13 protein-coding genes and 1 pseudogene are annotated in these 16,973 nt (G+C 63.2%); 5 read left to right on the forward strand and 9 right to left on the reverse strand.

Annotated features, from left to right (window positions below; all coding sequences use genetic code 11):
• Window positions 1-49 precede the first annotated feature (49 nt).
• The 4 genes and pseudogenes from ACVIGA_RS24535 to ACVIGA_RS24550 all read right to left on the reverse strand — a co-directional run bounded on the left by ACVIGA_RS24535 (window position 50) and on the right by ACVIGA_RS24550 (window position 5,416).
• Window positions 50-628, reverse strand: coding sequence for a thioredoxin family protein (locus ACVIGA_RS24535; RefSeq protein ID WP_375778228.1), 579 nt, complete (start codon window positions 626-628; stop codon window positions 50-52).
• A 19-nt stretch (window positions 629-647) separates the two neighbouring features.
• A pseudogene (locus ACVIGA_RS24540) lies at window positions 648-1,344 on the reverse strand (cytochrome c biogenesis CcdA family protein).
• A gap of 2,145 nt (window positions 1,345-3,489) precedes the next feature.
• Window positions 3,490-4,101, reverse strand: a complete 612-nt coding sequence (locus ACVIGA_RS24545) for a sigma-70 family RNA polymerase sigma factor (RefSeq protein WP_092122590.1) — start codon at window positions 4,099-4,101, stop codon at window positions 3,490-3,492.
• Window positions 4,102-4,336: 235 nt separating this feature from the next.
• Window positions 4,337-5,416 (reverse strand): acyltransferase family protein, encoded by a 1,080-nt coding sequence (locus tag ACVIGA_RS24550; protein ID WP_456668316.1) that lies wholly within the window; start codon window positions 5,414-5,416, stop codon window positions 4,337-4,339.
• Between the two features lie 225 nt (window positions 5,417-5,641).
• On the opposite strand from ACVIGA_RS24550, the gene hrpB reads away from it, so the two are divergent.
• The 3 genes from hrpB to ACVIGA_RS24565 all read left to right on the forward strand — a co-directional run bounded on the left by hrpB (window position 5,642) and on the right by ACVIGA_RS24565 (window position 10,639).
• On the forward strand, window positions 5,642-8,110 hold the full coding sequence (gene hrpB, locus ACVIGA_RS24555; RefSeq protein ID WP_456668317.1) for an ATP-dependent helicase HrpB: 2,469 nt from the start codon (window positions 5,642-5,644) through the stop codon (window positions 8,108-8,110).
• A 375-nt stretch (window positions 8,111-8,485) separates the two neighbouring features.
• Window positions 8,486-9,937 carry an NCS1 family nucleobase:cation symporter-1 gene (locus ACVIGA_RS24560; RefSeq protein ID WP_456668318.1) on the forward strand — a complete coding sequence of 484 codons (1,452 nt, stop codon included), beginning with the start codon at window positions 8,486-8,488 and terminating at the stop codon, window positions 9,935-9,937.
• Between the two features lie 189 nt (window positions 9,938-10,126).
• Window positions 10,127-10,639: a TIGR02281 family clan AA aspartic protease gene (locus tag ACVIGA_RS24565; RefSeq protein ID WP_456668319.1), complete on the forward strand. Its 513-nt coding sequence runs from the start codon at window positions 10,127-10,129 to the stop codon at window positions 10,637-10,639.
• Between the two features lie 277 nt (window positions 10,640-10,916).
• On the opposite strand, the gene ACVIGA_RS24570 is transcribed toward ACVIGA_RS24565, so the two are convergent.
• The 3 genes from ACVIGA_RS24570 to ACVIGA_RS24580 form a co-directional block, all read right to left on the reverse strand.
• Window positions 10,917-11,402, reverse strand: a complete 486-nt coding sequence (locus tag ACVIGA_RS24570; protein ID WP_456668320.1) for a hypothetical protein — start codon at window positions 11,400-11,402, stop codon at window positions 10,917-10,919.
• Window positions 11,403-11,580: 178 nt separating this feature from the next.
• Window positions 11,581-11,856 carry a DUF6881 domain-containing protein gene (locus ACVIGA_RS24575; protein WP_456668321.1) on the reverse strand — a complete coding sequence of 92 codons (276 nt, stop codon included), beginning with the start codon at window positions 11,854-11,856 and terminating at the stop codon, window positions 11,581-11,583.
• 61 nt (window positions 11,857-11,917) lie between these two features.
• Complete coding sequence (locus ACVIGA_RS24580; protein WP_456668322.1) at window positions 11,918-12,310, reverse strand: hypothetical protein; 393 nt, start codon at window positions 12,308-12,310, stop codon at window positions 11,918-11,920.
• Between the two features lie 481 nt (window positions 12,311-12,791).
• Between ACVIGA_RS24580 and ACVIGA_RS24585 the strand changes: the two genes are divergently transcribed.
• Together ACVIGA_RS24585 and ACVIGA_RS24590 are read left to right on the forward strand one after the other, a co-directional pair.
• Window positions 12,792-13,049, forward strand: a complete 258-nt coding sequence (locus tag ACVIGA_RS24585; protein ID WP_456668323.1) for a hypothetical protein — start codon at window positions 12,792-12,794, stop codon at window positions 13,047-13,049.
• A gap of 675 nt (window positions 13,050-13,724) precedes the next feature.
• Window positions 13,725-15,224 (forward strand): phosphomannomutase/phosphoglucomutase, encoded by a 1,500-nt coding sequence (locus tag ACVIGA_RS24590; protein WP_456668324.1) that lies wholly within the window; start codon window positions 13,725-13,727, stop codon window positions 15,222-15,224.
• Window positions 15,225-15,410: 186 nt separating this feature from the next.
• On the opposite strand, the gene ACVIGA_RS24595 is transcribed toward ACVIGA_RS24590, so the two are convergent.
• Both ACVIGA_RS24595 and ACVIGA_RS24600 read right to left on the reverse strand, forming a co-directional pair.
• Window positions 15,411-15,911, reverse strand: coding sequence for an Lrp/AsnC family transcriptional regulator (locus ACVIGA_RS24595; RefSeq protein ID WP_024578797.1), 501 nt, complete (start codon window positions 15,909-15,911; stop codon window positions 15,411-15,413).
• 76 nt (window positions 15,912-15,987) lie between these two features.
• Window positions 15,988-16,935: a sugar kinase gene (locus ACVIGA_RS24600; protein WP_456668325.1), complete on the reverse strand. Its 948-nt coding sequence runs from the start codon at window positions 16,933-16,935 to the stop codon at window positions 15,988-15,990.
• Window positions 16,936-16,973: the final 38 nt, after the last annotated feature.

Here is a 16,973-nt window from a genome sequence, read left to right on the forward strand (position 1 = left end):
TGGACCCTACCACGCCAGATGCGACGACGACACAGGGCGGATTGTCCGATCAACTGTTGGCGTTGAGCAGCCGGGCGACGGTGCGGTCGATCTCGTCGTACTGCCCTTCGCCGGCGTGCTGGAACACGATCTTGCCGTTCTGGTCGATGATGTATTGCGCCGGCCAATACTGGTTGCCGTAAGCGTTCCAGGTCTGCGAATTGTTGTCCTGCGCCACCGGATAGAGGATGCCGTGCCGCTTCAGCGCCGCCTGCACGTTGGAGGCCGAATGCTCGAACGGGAATTCAGGCGTGTGGACCCCGATCACGACGAGGCCACGATCCCGGTACTTTGAGTAAAGCTGGGTGACGTGCGGCAGGGTGTTGACACAGTTGACGCAGCCATAGGTCCAGAAATCCACCAGCACGACCTTGCCGCGCAAATCGGCGAGCTTCAGCGGCTGCGAATTGAACCAGTTGCTGATCCCTGAGAATTCGGGCGCGGCCTGGCTCTGCGCGGTGGTCATCGCGGTCGCCATCGGAACGGGCACCGCCGGCGCGTTGGACTCGGTGCAGAGGCCGGGGATGACGGCGCCGCCGAGGCCAAGGCCCGCCACCAGCGTGGATACAGCAATCAAGCGCAGGGACATCGATCTCTCCTTAGTGAGCTCACAGGCCAATCTGGCCGTTGGGATAGAACTGGGTCAGCCACGCCACGATCAGCGTGTCGTATTGCAGGTAGGACAGCGCGGCGAAGGCGATGATCACGACGCCAAATCCCTGTTGGAGCCGCGGCGCGATCCGCGCCATGCTGCGTACGCGGGTGGTCACGGCCTGCCCGCCATAGGCGATCGCAAGCATCGGGATCGCGGCGCCGATCGCGTAGGTGACGAGCTGTAGGCTCGCCCACGCGGTATTCTTCGAGGTCGCGACGATGGTCAGGATCGAGCCGAGCACGGGACCGGCGCACGGTGTCCCACACCAGGCCGAGCGTCGAGCCGAGCACGAAGCCGCCGAACAGGCTTGGCGACGGCCCGGCCTGACCGAGGCTGCCGGCCGCGCCGGTCAGCCGAATCGACAGCCACTCGAACGGCGCCGGCCAGATCATCAGGAGGCCGAAGCCCGCGAGCAGGATCGCAGCGCCGGTCCGCAACAGGTTGGGATCGAAGTCGAAGGCGCGGGTGATCGCGCTCAGCAGCAATGCCACCGCAGAGAATGACATCACGAAGCCGAGCGCGATCATCGCGGGCCGCGCCTTGCCGGTCTGGCCTATCGATACCCCAAGCAGGATCGGCAGCATCGGCAGGGTGCAAGGAGCGGCGACGGTGGCGACACCGGCAAGCAGGGCAAGGGCAAGGCTGAGCATCGTCGTCCGTCCATCAGAAGTCCCGGCGCGCCAGAAGGCCGTGCCGGGTACGCCTGATGTTCTTCGCGACGACGGCGTGGCCGTTACGGCCAGGCAATCGCAGGCGCCGTCACGTCCGTGTGAGACGAGCCGTGCTCAGCCTCACGGCGGCGCGGGTGCTGTTCTGATTCGGACACTCGCTGCGACAAAGTAGGACAATCCGGGAAAGACCGGACAGACTGGCAAATCCCAATCTGCAATCCTCGCTGGCATTTCAACGATGGAACAATTTTGGGGAGTTCCAGGGTGCCAGCGTGGTCCAGAGAGGATGAGGAGCGACTATTGCAGATGCTTCGCGATACCAGCCTAACGCAACGCGAAATCGCCCAAAAGCTGAAGCGTACTGAGGCTGCGGTGAGCGCGCGACTGACGGTTATCAGGAGGCGAGCTACGGACGGGGATTAGACCACTCAGCGGCGCGGCGAGGCGGCCTCAGCGTTCGTTCCAACGCGCTGGGGCCGTTTCTTTGGATGCGCGCAAAGGGCTAGGAACCCGTCACAGGAATTAAAGCATAGGCCTATGCGCGGACATGGAGTTGTCGCGGCAACTATGCCCGGTACCATGCAGATGCGGTCCATTCGCGTGGTTGCCGCTAGGGGTGCGTCACGCACGCGCCCGACAACCAAAGTCTAAACTAGGCCCCGGCGGCTTGCCCGCTCTGGGGCCTTTTTTTCTTCCCTCTTGCCCATCCACCCGCGCCGGCCGTCTCTGTGGCGGAGACGACCGGCGACGAGCTTTGGGCCGTTGTCCCGTGCTGAGTGAGATAGGCGGCCCAGGTTGCGAGCTACACGATGCAAATCGGGAAAGCATGTCCGGGTGACTACGCGCTCATGCACAACAGCGTGCATTAGGAACAGTTGTGCAGCCGCGTGGTTGATCAGCGATCCGGTGCCTGGAACGGACAGCACTTGGACACGGCCTCAGCGTTCCCCCGGCGCTGGGGCCGTTTCTTTGGATACTCGCTGAGGAAAAGAACGCTCCAGGATCGTCAGTTTCTGGCGGCTGCCAACTGAGGCGGCCGCTTATTGAGCGGCCCCAGCAACCTTGGGGGGCCATGGGGGCCGGTGCTGGGGCCATCTACCGGCCCGTTTGGTGCGTGCGGGCCAGGTGGGCTTTCGTCAAATCAATAGGGCAACTGCAGCTATTGCGACCGGGCACAATCCCAATACGATGATGCCCGCGCGGAAAAGAACTTCGGACATAGGACGCACCCTCAATGAGGGTCCAAGTTATGTTAGTGGTGCAACCACGCCCAGTGCAGTCCGTGCCACTTTCGTCCGCCCCGTAGTTCTACGGGAAAAGCCCTCACCACGGTGGCGCCCCTCTAGACAATTTCGATAGCCGGCTCGCTGCCGGCAACCGCGTGATCATCACTCACGCGCGCAATCCGCCGGGGGACAGCACCTGATACGATCAACCAGGTTTCGGGGTGCGCTCCATCTCCAATGACAACAGTCGTGTCCTGATCTTGGATCGCTTTGAGCACCTGTATTAGTTCACGGACTGTCACCTGAATGTCCTCCCGAGAACGAGGGGCGACAATCCTATGGCACAAACTGCATATGGCCCATAAAAATCTGTGATGAGTATAGAACCCAAATTATAATTCATCGACATCCCGGCATGTGAGTTCCGTTCACCCACGGAGAACCCCGGTAACCCCTCTGCTCTGTGGATCAGGAACAGATGGCGTCCGATCGAAATCTATGTGCCTAGAACGATGAATAGGCCTTCTCGGCAGTCCTGCGGAGAACATCGGTCAGGCCGTCGTTTCCGTTCGTTTAATCCGAACCAGGACACTCCAAGAATCAACTTGGGACACGGGGGCTTACAGCACCGCGGCGCGCCAAAAACAGAGCGACCCGGCTGGGGGGCATCCCGGCCGGGTCGTTGGAGGTTACTTGGGAGGTTAGAACTTAAGGAGGTATCGAAACCTGGGCAGTGAATTGGGGTTGGGGTTGCGTCGTTGGATATGGGTATAGAGATCGCGTTTTTCGGGGTGATGTCGTCGATTGTTTCAATTGTTTCGTCGCCGAACTTTTTTGGCTTCGTGGACAATTGCCCGGGGTACTTGATCTCCTTCTAAATAACTGAATTTGCTTTGCTTTAGGCCGCGACGCTGTCCACGCCGGCGCCCCTCAGGAGGTCGGCGAGCTGCTTGCGGGCATAGAACATGCGGGTCTTCACCGTGCTCTGCGGGATACCGATGATCTGGCCGGCCTCCTCGACCGACTTCTCATGGTAGTAGACCAGATTGATGATCTCGCGGTGGGCCGGCGACAGCTTGGCGACGCAGGCGCGCAGGATCTCGCTGGTGGTGGCGCGATCGAGCGAGGTTTCCGGCGTGTCGGCACCGTCGGCGATCTCCAGCACGTCGTCTTGGTCGATGTCCTCATGCCGGCGCTGGCGCAGCGCGGTCAGCGCCTTGAAGCGGGCGATCGACAGCAGCCAGGTCGAGACCTGCGAGCGGCCCTCGAACTGGGCCGCGGTGCGCCAGACGTCGAGGAACACCTGGCTCACCAGGTCCTCGGCCATCGTGGTGTCGCGCACCATGCGGAGCACGAAGCGGTAAACCCGCACGTTGTGACGGGCATAGAGCGTGTGCATCGAGGTGCGGTTATTCTTGGCGATATGCGCGAGCAGCGTTTCATCCGAGGTCGCGCGTGCAGCGTCGATGTGCTTCTTGGCTGCAGAGTTGATGGCGATGACGTTCGGCATGACAGGCTCCCAGTTCGCCGTTGGGCGGCGGTTCGTTGGGAGAAACGTTAGTTAGCGCCCGTTTCCGGATGTCTGCGCGAAAAGCGGAAAATGGTTTCGTGACCGGGAGAATTGTTTCGTCGCGGCTCCGGCGACGAAACATTCGGGACCAAAAAGCCAGTCATTTCAATGTACGGAAAATTGGAACGGGCCGGTTGGCCCTCGGTGGAACGAATCCGGGCAATGACTTTTGGCACTATTCGGCCGCCTGTAGCGCGGGCGCTGCCTTTTTCGGGGCAATCCAGAACGCATCGGGCCGCTCGAACAGGAAATTGGCCCGGACCGCCAGCGCCAGCCGCCAGATCAGGAGGGAGCCTGCGACGCCGATCGCGGTGACGATCAGCGAGACCCAGCCGATGTCGTGGATGACATCGAACCGCAGCAGAAGGGTGCGTGACGCGGCCATCGGCAGGAAGAAGGCGAGGTAGATCACGATCGAATGCTCGCCGCAGAAGCGCAGGAAGCCGAGCCAGCGCGCGCGCGCCAAGAGCGTGCCGGTCACGATGATCGCGCAGGCACCGGCGAGGCCGAGCGCCAGCGAGACCACCGGCCATTCACTGATATCGAGCGCGACCAGGCCGCCATTGACGAGCGCCCAGAGCCCGAGCCCGAGCAGCGCAAATGCCGGCCGCGCCCGCGCGCGGTCCGACAGCGCGAACACGTAAGCAGCGAGCACATAGCCGGTGAAGAAGTAGACGAAGCGGGCGCAGAACTCGTCGATCACGGTCCAGCCGGTCGCGACATGCGCAGCTTCCAGCGCCGCCGCGACCAGCCAGATCGCGAGTGGGTGGATGTTGCGCGTGAGCTTGGTGACGACGAAGAAGATCGGCAGCAGATAGATGAACCACAGCGTGCCGAACGGCTCGATGAAGGCCTCGAGATATTGCAGCCCGACCGCGGCCCAGCCCGCCTCGGCGGCCAGCGACGGCGCCTTGAAGCCGAACTGGATCGTCACCCACAGCACGTAGAAATAGGCGAAGTGCATCACCTTGCGGTCGAGATAGGTGCGCCAATCGCGATCGATCACGACAGACAGGAACAGGCCCGAGATCAGGAAGAAGTCCGGCATCCGGAACGGCTTTGCGAACATCACGACATAATGCATGAAGCCGGTCTGCTCGGCGGCCTTCTCGACGCCCAGCACCGAATGCATCATCACGACCATGACGATGCAGATGCCCTTGGCATAGTCGACCCAATCGACGCGCGCGGCCGCGTTCCCAAGTGATCGATCAAGGGAACGATCTGTCGCAGCCTGTGTGCCGTTTGTGGTCATCCTTGTCCTGTTCCGGCGTGATCGGGCTCATCATCGGCCCGATCTGTTGCTTTCTCCTTTACCCATACAAATGATGTGCCGCCGAAGGCGGCCCTTTCTCCGGTTCCCTGTCATCGGCGAATGGTCTAAGAGGCCCGGAAATCCCAAGAGAATCCCGAGAGAATCCGGGGTTCGTTAACCACAGGGAGGCAGGTCGGCCGAGCGCCGCTGCCGCGATGAGACCGCTTGCCGCACCAATTCGATAGCCCGCTGCCGATCGACGCCGTGCTCGATGAGCTCGACCGCACGCTCGATCGCCACAATGCCGCCGTGCTGGTCGCGCCGCCGGGCGCCGGCAAGACCACGCGCGTGCCGCTGGCGCTGCTCGATGCGCCCTGGGCCAAGGGCAAGAAGATCATCGTGCTGGAGCCGCGCCGCATCGCCGCGCGCGCCAGCGCTGAGCGGATGGCGAAGACGCTCGGCGAGCGGCCCGGAGAGACCGTCGGCTATCGGGTGCGCTTCGGCTCGAATGTGTCGCGCGCGACGCGGATCGAGGTCGTCACCGAGGGCATCTTCTCGCGCCAGATCCTCGACGATCCCGAGCTCACCGGCGTCGCCGCGGTGCTGTTCGACGAATTCCACGAGCGCTCGCTCGATGCCGATCTTGGGCTGGCGCTGGCGCGCGACGCGCAAACCGGCCTGCGCGAGGACCTGCGCATCCTCGTGATGTCGGCCACGCTCGACGGCGCGCGCGTCGCAAAATTGCTCGGCGATGCGCCTGTTGTCGAGAGCGAGGGGCGCGCCTTCCCGGTCGAGACGCGTTACGTCGGCCGCAAGGTCGACGCGCCGGTCGAGCGGCAGATGGCCGAGACGATCGCGACCGCGCTGCGCGCCGATGCCGGCTCGGTGCTCGCCTTCCTGCCGGGCGCGGCCGAGATCCGCCGCACCCAGACGTTCCTCGCCGAGCGCGTGCACGACGCCTCGGTCGAGATCGTGCCGCTGTTCGGCGCGCTCGATGCGGCCGTGCAGGATCGCGCCATCGCGCCGGCGCCGAAGGGCATTCGCAAGGTGGTGCTGGCGACCTCGATCGCCGAGACCTCGCTGACCATCGAGGGCGTACGTATCGTGGTCGATTGCGGCCTGGCGCGGGTGCCGCGCTACGAGCCTGATATCGCGCTGACCCGGCTCGAGACCGTGCGGGCCTCGCGCGCCGCGGTCGATCAGCGGCGCGGCCGCGCCGGTCGTACCGAGCCCGGCGTCTGCTACCGACTCTGGGACGAGCCGCAGACCGCGTCGCTCCCGGCCTATACCGCGCCCGAGATACTCTCGGCTGATTTGTCCTCGCTGGTGCTCGACCTCGCGCAATGGGGCGTCACCGATCCCGCGAGCCTGGCCTTCCTTGATCCGCCGCCCGGACCGGCGCTGAAGGAAGCGAGATCGCTGCTCGGCGAGCTCGGTGCGCTCGACGACGACGGCCGCATCACCGAGGAGGGCAAGAACCTGCGCGCGCTGGCGCTGCCGCCGCGGCTGGCGCGCATGATCGTGGATTCCGCCCGTTTTGGTATGGGCGAGGAGGCGGCCGAGATCGCCGCGGTGTTGACCGAGCGCGGGCTCGGCGGCGACAGCGTCGATCTCGACGTCAGGCTCGACCAGTTCCGCCGCGACCGCTCGCAGCGCGCATCGAGCGCGCGCAGCATGGCCGCGCGCTGGGCTTCGCAGGTGAAGGTTGCGGTCAGCGAGCAGAAGGATCTCTCCACCGGCGTCATGCTGGCATTCGCGTTTCCGGACCGTGTCGCGAAAAACCGCGGCAATGGCAGTTTCGTGCTGACCAACGGCCGCGGCGCTGCCGTGGAGCAGACCGCGGCGCTGGCGCGACTGCCCACTATCGCGGTCGCCGAACTGACGGGGACGGCTGCGAACGGCCGCATCCTGCTGGCGGCGCCGATCACCCAGGACGAGATCGAGCAGCGCTTCGCCGACCAGATCGAAAACGCGGAAGAGGTGACGTTCGACCGCGGCGCGATGGCGCTGCGCGCGCGCCGCCGGCGTTCGCTGCATGCGATCACGCTGTCGGAGGCGCCGATGTCGCTCAAGCCATCGGCCGAGACCGCGCGCGTGTTCGCCGACGGCCTGATCGCTGCGGGTCTCGACCGGCTGCCGTGGTCGAAGCATTCGAAACAGTGGCGCGATCGCGTCATGTTCCTGCGCAAGGCCGAGGACGACAGCTGGCCAGATCTGTCTGATACGGCCCTCGCCGAGCGCGCCGACGACTGGCTGGTGGGAGCGCTGTACGACAAGACCGCGCTGAAGGATCTCTCCGCCGGCGAGCTGTCGGACGCGCTGATGACGCTGTTGCCGTGGGAGTTGCGGGCGCGGCTCGATCGCGAGGCGCCGACGCATTTCGAGGCGCCGACCGGAACGCAGCTTGCGATCGATTACGAGGCTGAGCAGGGCCCGACCATCGCAGTGCGGCTGCAGGAGCTGTTCGGGCTCAACACCCATCCCTCGATCGCCAGGGGCGCGGTGCCGCTGGTGCTGGAACTGCTGTCGCCGGCACAGCGGCCGGTGCAGGTGACGCGCGATCTGCCGGGCTTCTGGCGCGGCAGTTACGCCGCGGTCCGTTCCGATCTGCGCGGCCGCTATCCGCGCCATCCCTGGCCAGAAGATCCGGCCAGCGCGCTGCCGACCCGGCGCGTGAAGCCGCGCGGCACTTGATGTCAGCGCAAACGTTTCGCGTGTTGCGCTAGCTAGACTGGACCACCGCTATTGCAGCACTCTCGACTGTCATCACCCGGCTTGCCGCCTTCGCTGAAGCTTCGGCGCGCCGATGATCGTGGCCTCGTCGAAGCCTTGGCGTAGACGGGACCGGGTGATCCAGTACGCCGCGGCCTTTCGGCTTGAGCACAAGCGCCTCTGGAATACTGGATCGCCCGGTCGAGCCGGGCGATGGCGGCGTGTTGTGCGGCGACAAGGGCGCCGGTCTCCATTTCCCCGATCATGCCGATCGGTTGCGCTGGCGAGCGCCGGCAAACGGTGGTTAGATTTGCGGGCTGGGATGGGATCACGGGCTCGCATATTGGGGACGCTGCCATGGAGATCAAGAACGCATCGCCGTCGCTGTACAACGAAGATTTGGCGCCGGCCAAGGAACGCAACTGGGGCGCCTTCAGCATCTTCAACGTCTGGACCTCGGACGTGCATAGCCTCTGGGGCTATTATCTCGCCGCCAGCCTGTTCCTGCTCTGCGGCAGCTTCGTCAACTTCATCATCGCGATCGGCGCCGGCTCGCTGGTGATCTTCGTGCTGATGAGCCTGATCGGCAATGCCGGCGTCAGGACCGGCGTGCCCTATCCGGTGCTGGCGCGGGCCTCGTTCGGGATCTGGGGCGCCAACATTCCGGCGCTGGTGCGTGCCATCGTCGCCTGCTTCTGGTACGGCGCGCAGACCGCGGCGGCCTCGGGCGCGATCGTCGCGCTGCTGACGCGCATCGACGGCTTCAAGGCGTTCCACCAGTCCAGCCACATGCTCGGCCATTCCACCCTCGAGGTGATCTGCTTCGTCGTGATCTGGGCGCTGCAACTGCTGATCATCCAGCGCGGCATGGAAACTGTGCGGCGCTTCCAGGATTGGGCGGGCCCCGCGGTGTGGCTGATGATGCTGGTCCTTGCGATCTATCTCTGCATCGCGGCCGGTGGCATCTCGCTGACCGCGCCGATCCCGCAGGACGTGCTGCTGGAGAAGACCAAGGAGGCCGGCGTGCCCGGCGTGCCCGGCTCGTTCCCGGCGCTCTGCGCCGTCGCTGCAACCTGGATCACCTATTTCGCCGCGCTCTATCTCAATTTTTGCGACTTCTCGCGTTACGCGCCCGACGTGCACGCGCTGCGCAAGGGCAATATCTGGGGCCTGCCGGTCAACCTGATCCTGTTCTCGCTGGTGGCCGGCGTCACCACGATCGCGGCGTTCAACGTCTATCACGAGGTGCTGCTGCATCCCGACCAGATCTCGGCCAAGTTCGACAGCTGGTTCCTGGCGCTGCTCGCAGCGGTCACCTTCGCGGTGGCGACGCTCGGCATCAACGTCGTCGCCAACTTCGTCTCGCCGGCGTTCGATTTCTCCAACGTGTTTCCGCGGCATATCGACTTCAAGAAGGGCGGCTACATCGCGGCGCTGATCGCGCTGGCGCTGTATCCGTTCGCGCCCTGGGAGGGCAGCGCCGCCTCGTTCGTCGGATTGATCGGCGCGACCATGGGGCCGATCTACGGGATCATGATGGTCGACTATTATCTGATCGCCAAAGGTCGCGTGAACGTGCCGGCGCTCTATCAGGAGAACGGCGAATATCGCTTCCAGAACGGCTGGAACGTCAGCGCCCTGATTGCAGCCGCCGTCGGCGCGCTGTTCTCGTCGGTGCTGCCGAACTTCACCTCGCTCCTGCCGGCCTGGTGGGCGGTCTATGGCTGGTTCTTCGGCGTCGGGATCGCGGGCGCGGTCTATTACGCGCTGCGCGTGGCGATGCCGAGCCCGGTCGCCAAGACGGCCTGAAAGACCGCCTGAGGGGCGGCAAATCCCGTCCGGGCGAGGCGGCCGATGACATTCGGCCGCCTCAGCGGGCTCGCATTAACTCTTCGCTCATCCTTTTCGCCAAAATGGCAGGCTCGCGCTGCCGCCCTCGCTCGCGGCGGGGCGGCGGGCGTGGTGAAATTGCGTGTTCGGTTTTCCGAGTATGGTGTCATGCGTAACTTGATGATTTTCGCGGCCATCCTGATCGGGCTGGGCACCTTCATGGCCCAGATGGCCAGCAAGATGGCGCCCGCCGCCGCGACCACCGCAAGGCAGACCGTTGCCCCCGCCGTCACGGTGGCGCAGGCCAGCGCCCGCACGCTCAGCATCGCGCCCGATCCGCGCGGTCACTTCGCGACCGACGGCCGGATCGATGGCCAGCGCATCAACTTCATGGTCGACACCGGCGCCTCCGTGGTGGCCCTGAACGAGACCTCGGCCGGGCGCTTCGGCCTGCGCCCGGTGCCGGGCGATTACACCTCGCGCGTCACCACCGCGAACGGCACCATCAAGGCGGCGCGGGCCCACCTCGCCATGATCGAGATCGGCGGCCTCACCGTGCGCGACGTCGATGCGCTGGTGCTGCCGGACGAGGCGCTGTCGGAAAACCTGCTCGGCCTGTCCTTCCTGTCCAAGCTGAAGCGCTTCGAATACGCCAACGGCAAGCTGCTGCTGGAGCAGTAAGGCCGATTGGCATCAAGCCCTATCCAAGTCTTCCGCTGGATGTCTTCCGTGAGGCGGATCGTCTCCTCAGAACGGCAGAAATTCCGCCGAAACTGAGGAAGGCGGACATGCAAGTCGCCGCGAGGGAATTCAGGGCGCGCTGCTTGTTCAAAATTTTGGGAATGAGAGGGCAATCGCGTCGATCTTCGCGACGGCGCGGCATTTGCGCCAGACGTTCGCGGGCAACATCAGACCTGATGCGCTTTGCGCAGAGTGTCGAGCCGGTCTCCCGGCGTACTCACTGTAAATCCCTACTGCACTCTCTAATATAGCCGGGCGGATCGTCGACATTCGGGCAGCGCACGACCTGAAAGCAAGAGATTTCGTCACGGTGCTTGAATATCGAGACTTTTAAGCGCTCGTCTCTCTCCGTCGGTTTCCCAACAATAGCTATGCCCAGGCCGGCATCGTCGCCCGATAGCGACACCTCATCTACGCCAAAAGCAAAAACGGATAGACACTCTTTCGGCACATCGGTCCATTGCCCATTGTGTTCAATGCGCATCGATCGTTCCAAGCCTGCCCCAAACCCTTTCTTTTCCGGGTCTCGGTCGCAAACTGCCTTGAGGGTGCGAAGTTCGATCCTCGCAAAATCCCCACCTTGTTGATTTTTGAAAGTCAATGTCACGACATCCGGCTTACACCAGGGGCCGGAGTTTGCCTTGCATACCGTTGAACTGGAGAGCAGAAGGCATAAGGCTCCAGCGAGCGCGAACATTTTCATCGGCATCACTCAATATTTGTATCGATTCCAATCAGGCATTCTCGACCCCGTTGGCTTGCCGTCATGCCAATACAAATAGCTCCCATCCCAAGATCCAACCCACGCTCGATAATCTGGAGTTTTCTGGGAATAAGCCTTTGCATTTTTTAGATATCCATCGTGCAGCAGCAAAACCCGTTTACGCCGTCGCCATTGCCCAGATTTTTTCGAACTCGGCCTTTGATATCACTTCCGGCTCGGAAACCGGATCGGCGGCGATCTTCTCAAGCGACGGCAATGGCATCGTGCTCAGGCCCGGCTCCTCGAATTCGACTTCAGGATCGGCATACAGCATCCTTCCGTCGGGAAAGATTTCGACCTTACGAAGTTCCCATCGTTCGTCATCCAACTCGCTGTAGATAAACACTGGTCGATAGGAGGTCGCGTGAATCCACTTCACCTTGAGATAGGTCATTGGTCGGATACCTTGCTGCGGCGGGCTTGGACTGGGCCAGCTTGGCATTTTTCGTAAATGTCTATTGCGGAGTTACCTCCACGCACTGAGCGGGGTCTGAAATGCAGAACTCAGTTTTCCCGGTAGTCTGATCGATTTTCCAAGAGCCTAACACTGGCAATCCGCCAAAAATGTTTGAAATCCCTCCCTGTACGTTAGGTCCTTTGCCGGTTGGTTTCTCCGGAAAGCCAGGCCTCTCGGTGCATTGACCGGTCAATTGCTTGGTCTCGGCGTCGAGGACTGTGGTGCAATGATGAAGCTTCTGGTTCTTGTGGTCGAGGCGTTCGACAGCATAATGGTTTACCCCAGTCTCCACAGTCGCAAACTCAGCGAAAATTTCGTAATCCGCAGCGAGCCCAACGGTCGCCGTCACGGTTAGCGAAAGTGCGAGTATCCCGGTCCTCAGCAGCTTCATAAGACCTCTCCATGTCCTCCCCTGTGATGCGCGAACCTCGGCGAAGCGAGCTTCTAGCCGGCCCTTGGTCCCGTTTCGCCAACTCACATTTTGCCAATTGGCATTGGTCTGCATGTGTTCGGCCGCCGTCGACAATACATCGGGAATGTGCCCGCTCGGCCGGCGGTTATTCAGTAGCCCTTGTACTCTCTGACACTCAGGAGGTTTGGATTATCTTCTACCGGGGTCGCTACCAACAAGCCAGTTGGGTCAGCAGCGGTGATTGTTCTCAAATTATTGCTACCGGGTTCTGAGAACGTTAGCGTGTGTCCATAAACCCCACCGAAATTCGTGGGTTTGGCGCTGTCAGTGGCAGTAATTGTGAGATTACGGTTCGCAGTAGTAACCTGAGGGCCTTCTGGCAGAGTGCCAGTCGAGTTTCTTGCGTAAATGTAGCTGCCAACTTTACCATTCTCAAGCAAGGGAATTGCGCGACCGTGTGATGGAAGAGCGTCTGTTGGCGTCGGATTGCGTGGCCGCTAAACGGAGCGGTTTTGGCGGCGCCTTGATCCAAAGTCGGACCGGCTCCCGCTGGGGGCTGTTGCTGCGCGGGGCCTTGCGGCTGCGCTTGATCTTGTTGAATCTGTGCCTGTTGAATTACGCTATCCGCGGCGAACGGATCGTGGTCAACGGGAACGAGCGAGTAGTCATCGAAATCCGGCTGATGGTCCACCGGCACCAGAGAGTAATTGAGCATTGATCATCACCTGTAGATATTGCGCACGCCTTCGGGCGCGTGCGTGCGTGACCGCACCTCGCGGAGAAGGCTGGGTTGGCTTTATGTGTTGAAGGCAAGTGCTTGAGTGATGGCTTGCGCGAGGGCGCGGAAGTGTCGCTTCCGGCTCGGCTTGCCCATCGTGCTCGCCGGGCGCCCGCCTGTCGGCGGGTCGGCCCTGGCTGTCAGCCAGTTCGGTTCGCTGCGGTGGCCAATTGCGGCGCGCTCGGCAGCGGAATTGGCCGACAGCGGCCTGTCCGATTCAAAAAGCCCGCAGCGGATTTTCCGGTGCGGGCTCAATTGTTGCGACGGTGAAAATGTACCGGTGAGTTGCCCGACGTGTCAACTATTCGGCGCGCAGATTGCGGAGCGCCGGGAGCGGCTGAAATAACAACCGCACGGCAATGCCTGTCCTTGCCTGGCGCCACCCCTGCAGAAACCATGCTGGGTCGGAGCGATGAGCGGTCAGCAGCTCGTAGGGCGCAACAGCGCGGCGTGTTGCGCCGCCGCGCAAGGATGGGTGGATGACGACAGGATTTCGCCGACGCCAAATCTGCCTTAATTATTGGCCACAAGCCGTCAATCCTGCCTTCCGCTGCGGCGATGCATTCGCTAAAGCCAGCGGCATAGTCCCTCCGCATTTCCACGAGGCCATTCCTGATGTTTCCCAAGCCGAAACCCGCACTGATTCCGAATACCTACGCGTTCGAATCCGAGCCGATGGTGAAGCCGACCGGGTTTCGCGAATATGACGCGCGCTGGCTGTTCAACAAGGAAATCAATTTGATGGGCGTGCAGGCGCTGGGCATGGGGCTCGGCGCGCTGATCGCGGAGCTCGGCGTCAGGCAGGAGATCGTCACCGGTCACGATTTCCGCGGTTATTCCGCCTCGATCAAATACGCGCTGATCTCCGGCCTGATGGCGGCGGGCTGCAAGGTGCACGACATCGGGCTCGCGGTGACGCCGATGGCCTATTTCGCGCAGTTCGATCTCGATGTGCCCTGCGTCGCGATGGTCACCGCCTCGCACAACGACAATGGCTGGACCGGCGTCAAGATGGGCGCCAACCGTCCGCTCACTTTCGGCCCCGACGAGATGACGCGGCTGAAGGAGATCGTGCTCAACGCCGCGTTCAACAACAAGGTCCGCGGCTCCTATCAATTCCATGAAAACTATCCGGCGCGCTACATCGCGGACCTCACCAGCCGGCCGAAGCTGACGCGCAAGCTGAAGGTGGTGGCGGCCTGCGGCAACGGCACCGCGGGCGCGTTCGCGCCGCAGGTGCTGGAAGCGATCGGCTGCGAAGTGATCCCGCTCGACACCGAGCTCGATCACACCTTCCCGAAATACAATCCGAACCCGGAAGACATGGAGATGCTGCACGCGATCCGCGATGCCGTGCTGGCGCACAAGGCCGATGTCGGCCTCGGCTTCGACGGTGACGGCGACCGCTGCGGCGTGGTCGACAACACCGGCGAGGAGATCTTTGCCGACAAGGTCGGCGTCATGCTGGCGCGCGACATGTCGGCGATCAACGCCAACGCGCAGTTCGTGGTCGACGTGAAGTCGACCGGGCTGTTCGTGACCGATCCGGTGTTGCAGAAGCAGGGTGCAAAGACCGTCTACTGGAAGACCGGGCATTCCTACATGAAGCGCCGCACCAACGAATTGGGCGCGCTTGCCGGCTTCGAGAAGTCCGGCCACTTCTTCTTCAACAAGCCGTTCGGCCGCGGCTATGACGACGGCCTGGTGTCGGCGATCGCGATCTGCGAGATGCTCGACCGCGCCCCCGGCAAGTCGATGGCCGACCTGAAGGACGCGCTGCCGAAGACCTGGTCGTCGCCGACCATGTCGCCGCATTGCGCGGACGAAGCGAAATACGGCGTGGCCGACGCCGTGGTGAAGCACTTCGAGACGCTGCAGCAGCAGGGCGCGCAGGTCGCGGGCCAGAACATCCGCGATCTCGTCACCGTCAACGGCGTGCGCGTCACGGTCGCGGACGGCAGCTGGGGCCTGGTGCGCGCCTCCTCGAACAAGCCAGAGCTCGTGGTCGTGGTCGAAAGCCCGGTCAGCGAGCAGCGCATGCGCGACATGTTCGAGGCGATGGATTCCGTGCTGCGCACCCACCCCGAGGTCGGCGAATACAATCAGAAGATCTGAGCGCACTGCTCGCGGCAATCACACTGTCATCACCCGGCTCGACCGGGTGATCCGTATTCCAGAGACGGTCGTGATTGAGCCGAGAGGCCGCGGCGTACTGGATCGCCCGGTCCATGTGCGCAATTGCGCACAGGCCGGGCGATGACGGTTGGGAGATGGCGCTGATGACAGTTGCGGAGGCGGCGCTTACGCCGCGGGCACCGGCAGCGCCGTCACCGACTTGATCTTCTCCATCGCGAAGCGCGAGGTGACGTTCTTCAGCGGCACGGCCGAGATCAGCTTCTTGTAGAACACGTCGTAGGCCTGCATGTCGGCGACCACGACGCGCAGCATGTAGTCGACGTCGCCGGCCATCCGGTAGAACTCCATCACTTCGGGCATGGCGCTGACGGCGTCGGCGAATTTGCGCAGCCAGGCTTCCGAATGGTCGGCGCTCTCGACCGAGACGAACACCGAGATCCCGAGCCCGATCTTGTTCTGATCGACCAGCGCGACGCGGCGCAGGATGACGCCGTCGGCCTCGAGCCGCTGGATGCGCTTCCAGCACGGCGTCGACGACAGCCCGACCCGGTCGCCGATTTCGGCGACGGAGAGCGAGGCATCCTCCTGCAGCACGGTCAGGATCTTGCGATCGATGGCGTCGAGGCGGCGGTTGTTGTCATGAAGCTGAATGGCGACATCGGTCATAGAAGAAAGTTCCACATGAAGGTTCAAACTCCCTCATATAGAGAAAAATCTTCCAAATCAAGCGGGTCGTGGCCGGTCAGGCCGGCCGGGCGTCGGCGTGTTCGCCCAAAAACGCTTCAACTTCAGTACGTTGCGGTGCGGCATAAGCGCCCCCGAACCGGGTGCATTTCAGCGCTGCAGCGGCGGAGGCAAAGCGGAGCGCCTGCCGCAGCTCCTGCTTCTCGGTGATGGCGAGGGCAAACGCCCCGTGGAAGACGTCGCCGGCACCAAGCGTGTCGACGGTATGGACCGGGAAGGCCGCCGTCTCCTCGAGCCCGCCCTTCTCATTGAGCCAGATCGTGCCCTGCGGGCCGCGCGTGCCGGCCAGGAAGGAGGGGGTGAGCTTGGCGAGCTTTTGCAGCGCCTGGCCGTCGTCGGTGACATCGGCGGTCTGCTGCAGCGGCTCGCTGGAAAACACCAGATGGGACGAGGCGGTGAGCAGTCCCTCCCGCATCGACATCGCGCGGTCGACGTCGACCACCACGGGAATGCCGCGTTTGACCGCCTCGGCGCACAGCTCGGTGCAGAACGGCGCGCAGCGGCTCTCGGTCAGGATCGCCGCGCAATCCTCCAGCAGCAGCTCGGTCGGCGGCAGCTTGACCTTCCAGAGCTCGGGATCGCGGAAGGTGACGATGGTGCGCTCACCGGTGTCGTCGATCATGATCGCCGAGATCGGGGTGACCAGGTCCGGCATGTGGATGAGATGGTTGGTCTCGATGCCCTCCTGGGCCATCTTGTCGAAGATGTAGCGGCTCGAGGTCTCCCGCGAATCGCCCATCGGCCCGCAGATCGCGGCCCGGCCGCCGAGCCGGGCGATGCCGATGGCGGCGTTCAGCGCGTTGCCGCCGCAGATCTCGTCGAAATGGGTCGCGTTCTCCTTGGAGCCGCGCGCCGGAACATTGACGCGGAAGGTCAGGTCACGCACCGGCAGGCCGATGCAGAGGATGCGGGGCGGGACTTTCGAGGCGCCGTCTTGAAAATTCATGCAAAGGTCCGTCGCAATGGTTCCGTCAACTGCCACAA

The organism is Bradyrhizobium sp. USDA 3240, from assembly GCF_054063295.1.

Coding starts and splice junctions, on each gene's coding strand:
- ACVIGA_RS24535 (WP_375778228.1), bottom strand. CDS start 628: ATGTCCCTGCGCTTGATTGCTGTATCCACGCTGGTGGCGGGCCTTGGC.
- ACVIGA_RS24545 (WP_092122590.1), bottom strand. CDS start 4,101: ATGCCGAACGTCATCGCCATCAACTCTGCAGCCAAGAAGCACATCGAC.
- ACVIGA_RS24550 (WP_456668316.1), bottom strand. CDS start 5,416: ATGACCACAAACGGCACACAGGCTGCGACAGATCGTTCCCTTGATCGA.
- ACVIGA_RS24560 (WP_456668318.1), top strand. CDS start 8,486: ATGGAGATCAAGAACGCATCGCCGTCGCTGTACAACGAAGATTTGGCG.
- ACVIGA_RS24565 (WP_456668319.1), top strand. CDS start 10,127: ATGCGTAACTTGATGATTTTCGCGGCCATCCTGATCGGGCTGGGCACC.
- ACVIGA_RS24570 (WP_456668320.1), bottom strand. CDS start 11,402: ATGAAAATGTTCGCGCTCGCTGGAGCCTTATGCCTTCTGCTCTCCAGT.
- ACVIGA_RS24575 (WP_456668321.1), bottom strand. CDS start 11,856: ATGACCTATCTCAAGGTGAAGTGGATTCACGCGACCTCCTATCGACCA.
- ACVIGA_RS24580 (WP_456668322.1), bottom strand. CDS start 12,310: ATGAAGCTGCTGAGGACCGGGATACTCGCACTTTCGCTAACCGTGACG.
- ACVIGA_RS24585 (WP_456668323.1), top strand. CDS start 12,792: ATGGAAGAGCGTCTGTTGGCGTCGGATTGCGTGGCCGCTAAACGGAGC.
- ACVIGA_RS24590 (WP_456668324.1), top strand. CDS start 13,725: ATGTTTCCCAAGCCGAAACCCGCACTGATTCCGAATACCTACGCGTTC.
- ACVIGA_RS24595 (WP_024578797.1), bottom strand. CDS start 15,911: ATGACCGATGTCGCCATTCAGCTTCATGACAACAACCGCCGCCTCGAC.
- ACVIGA_RS24600 (WP_456668325.1), bottom strand. CDS start 16,935: ATGAATTTTCAAGACGGCGCCTCGAAAGTCCCGCCCCGCATCCTCTGC.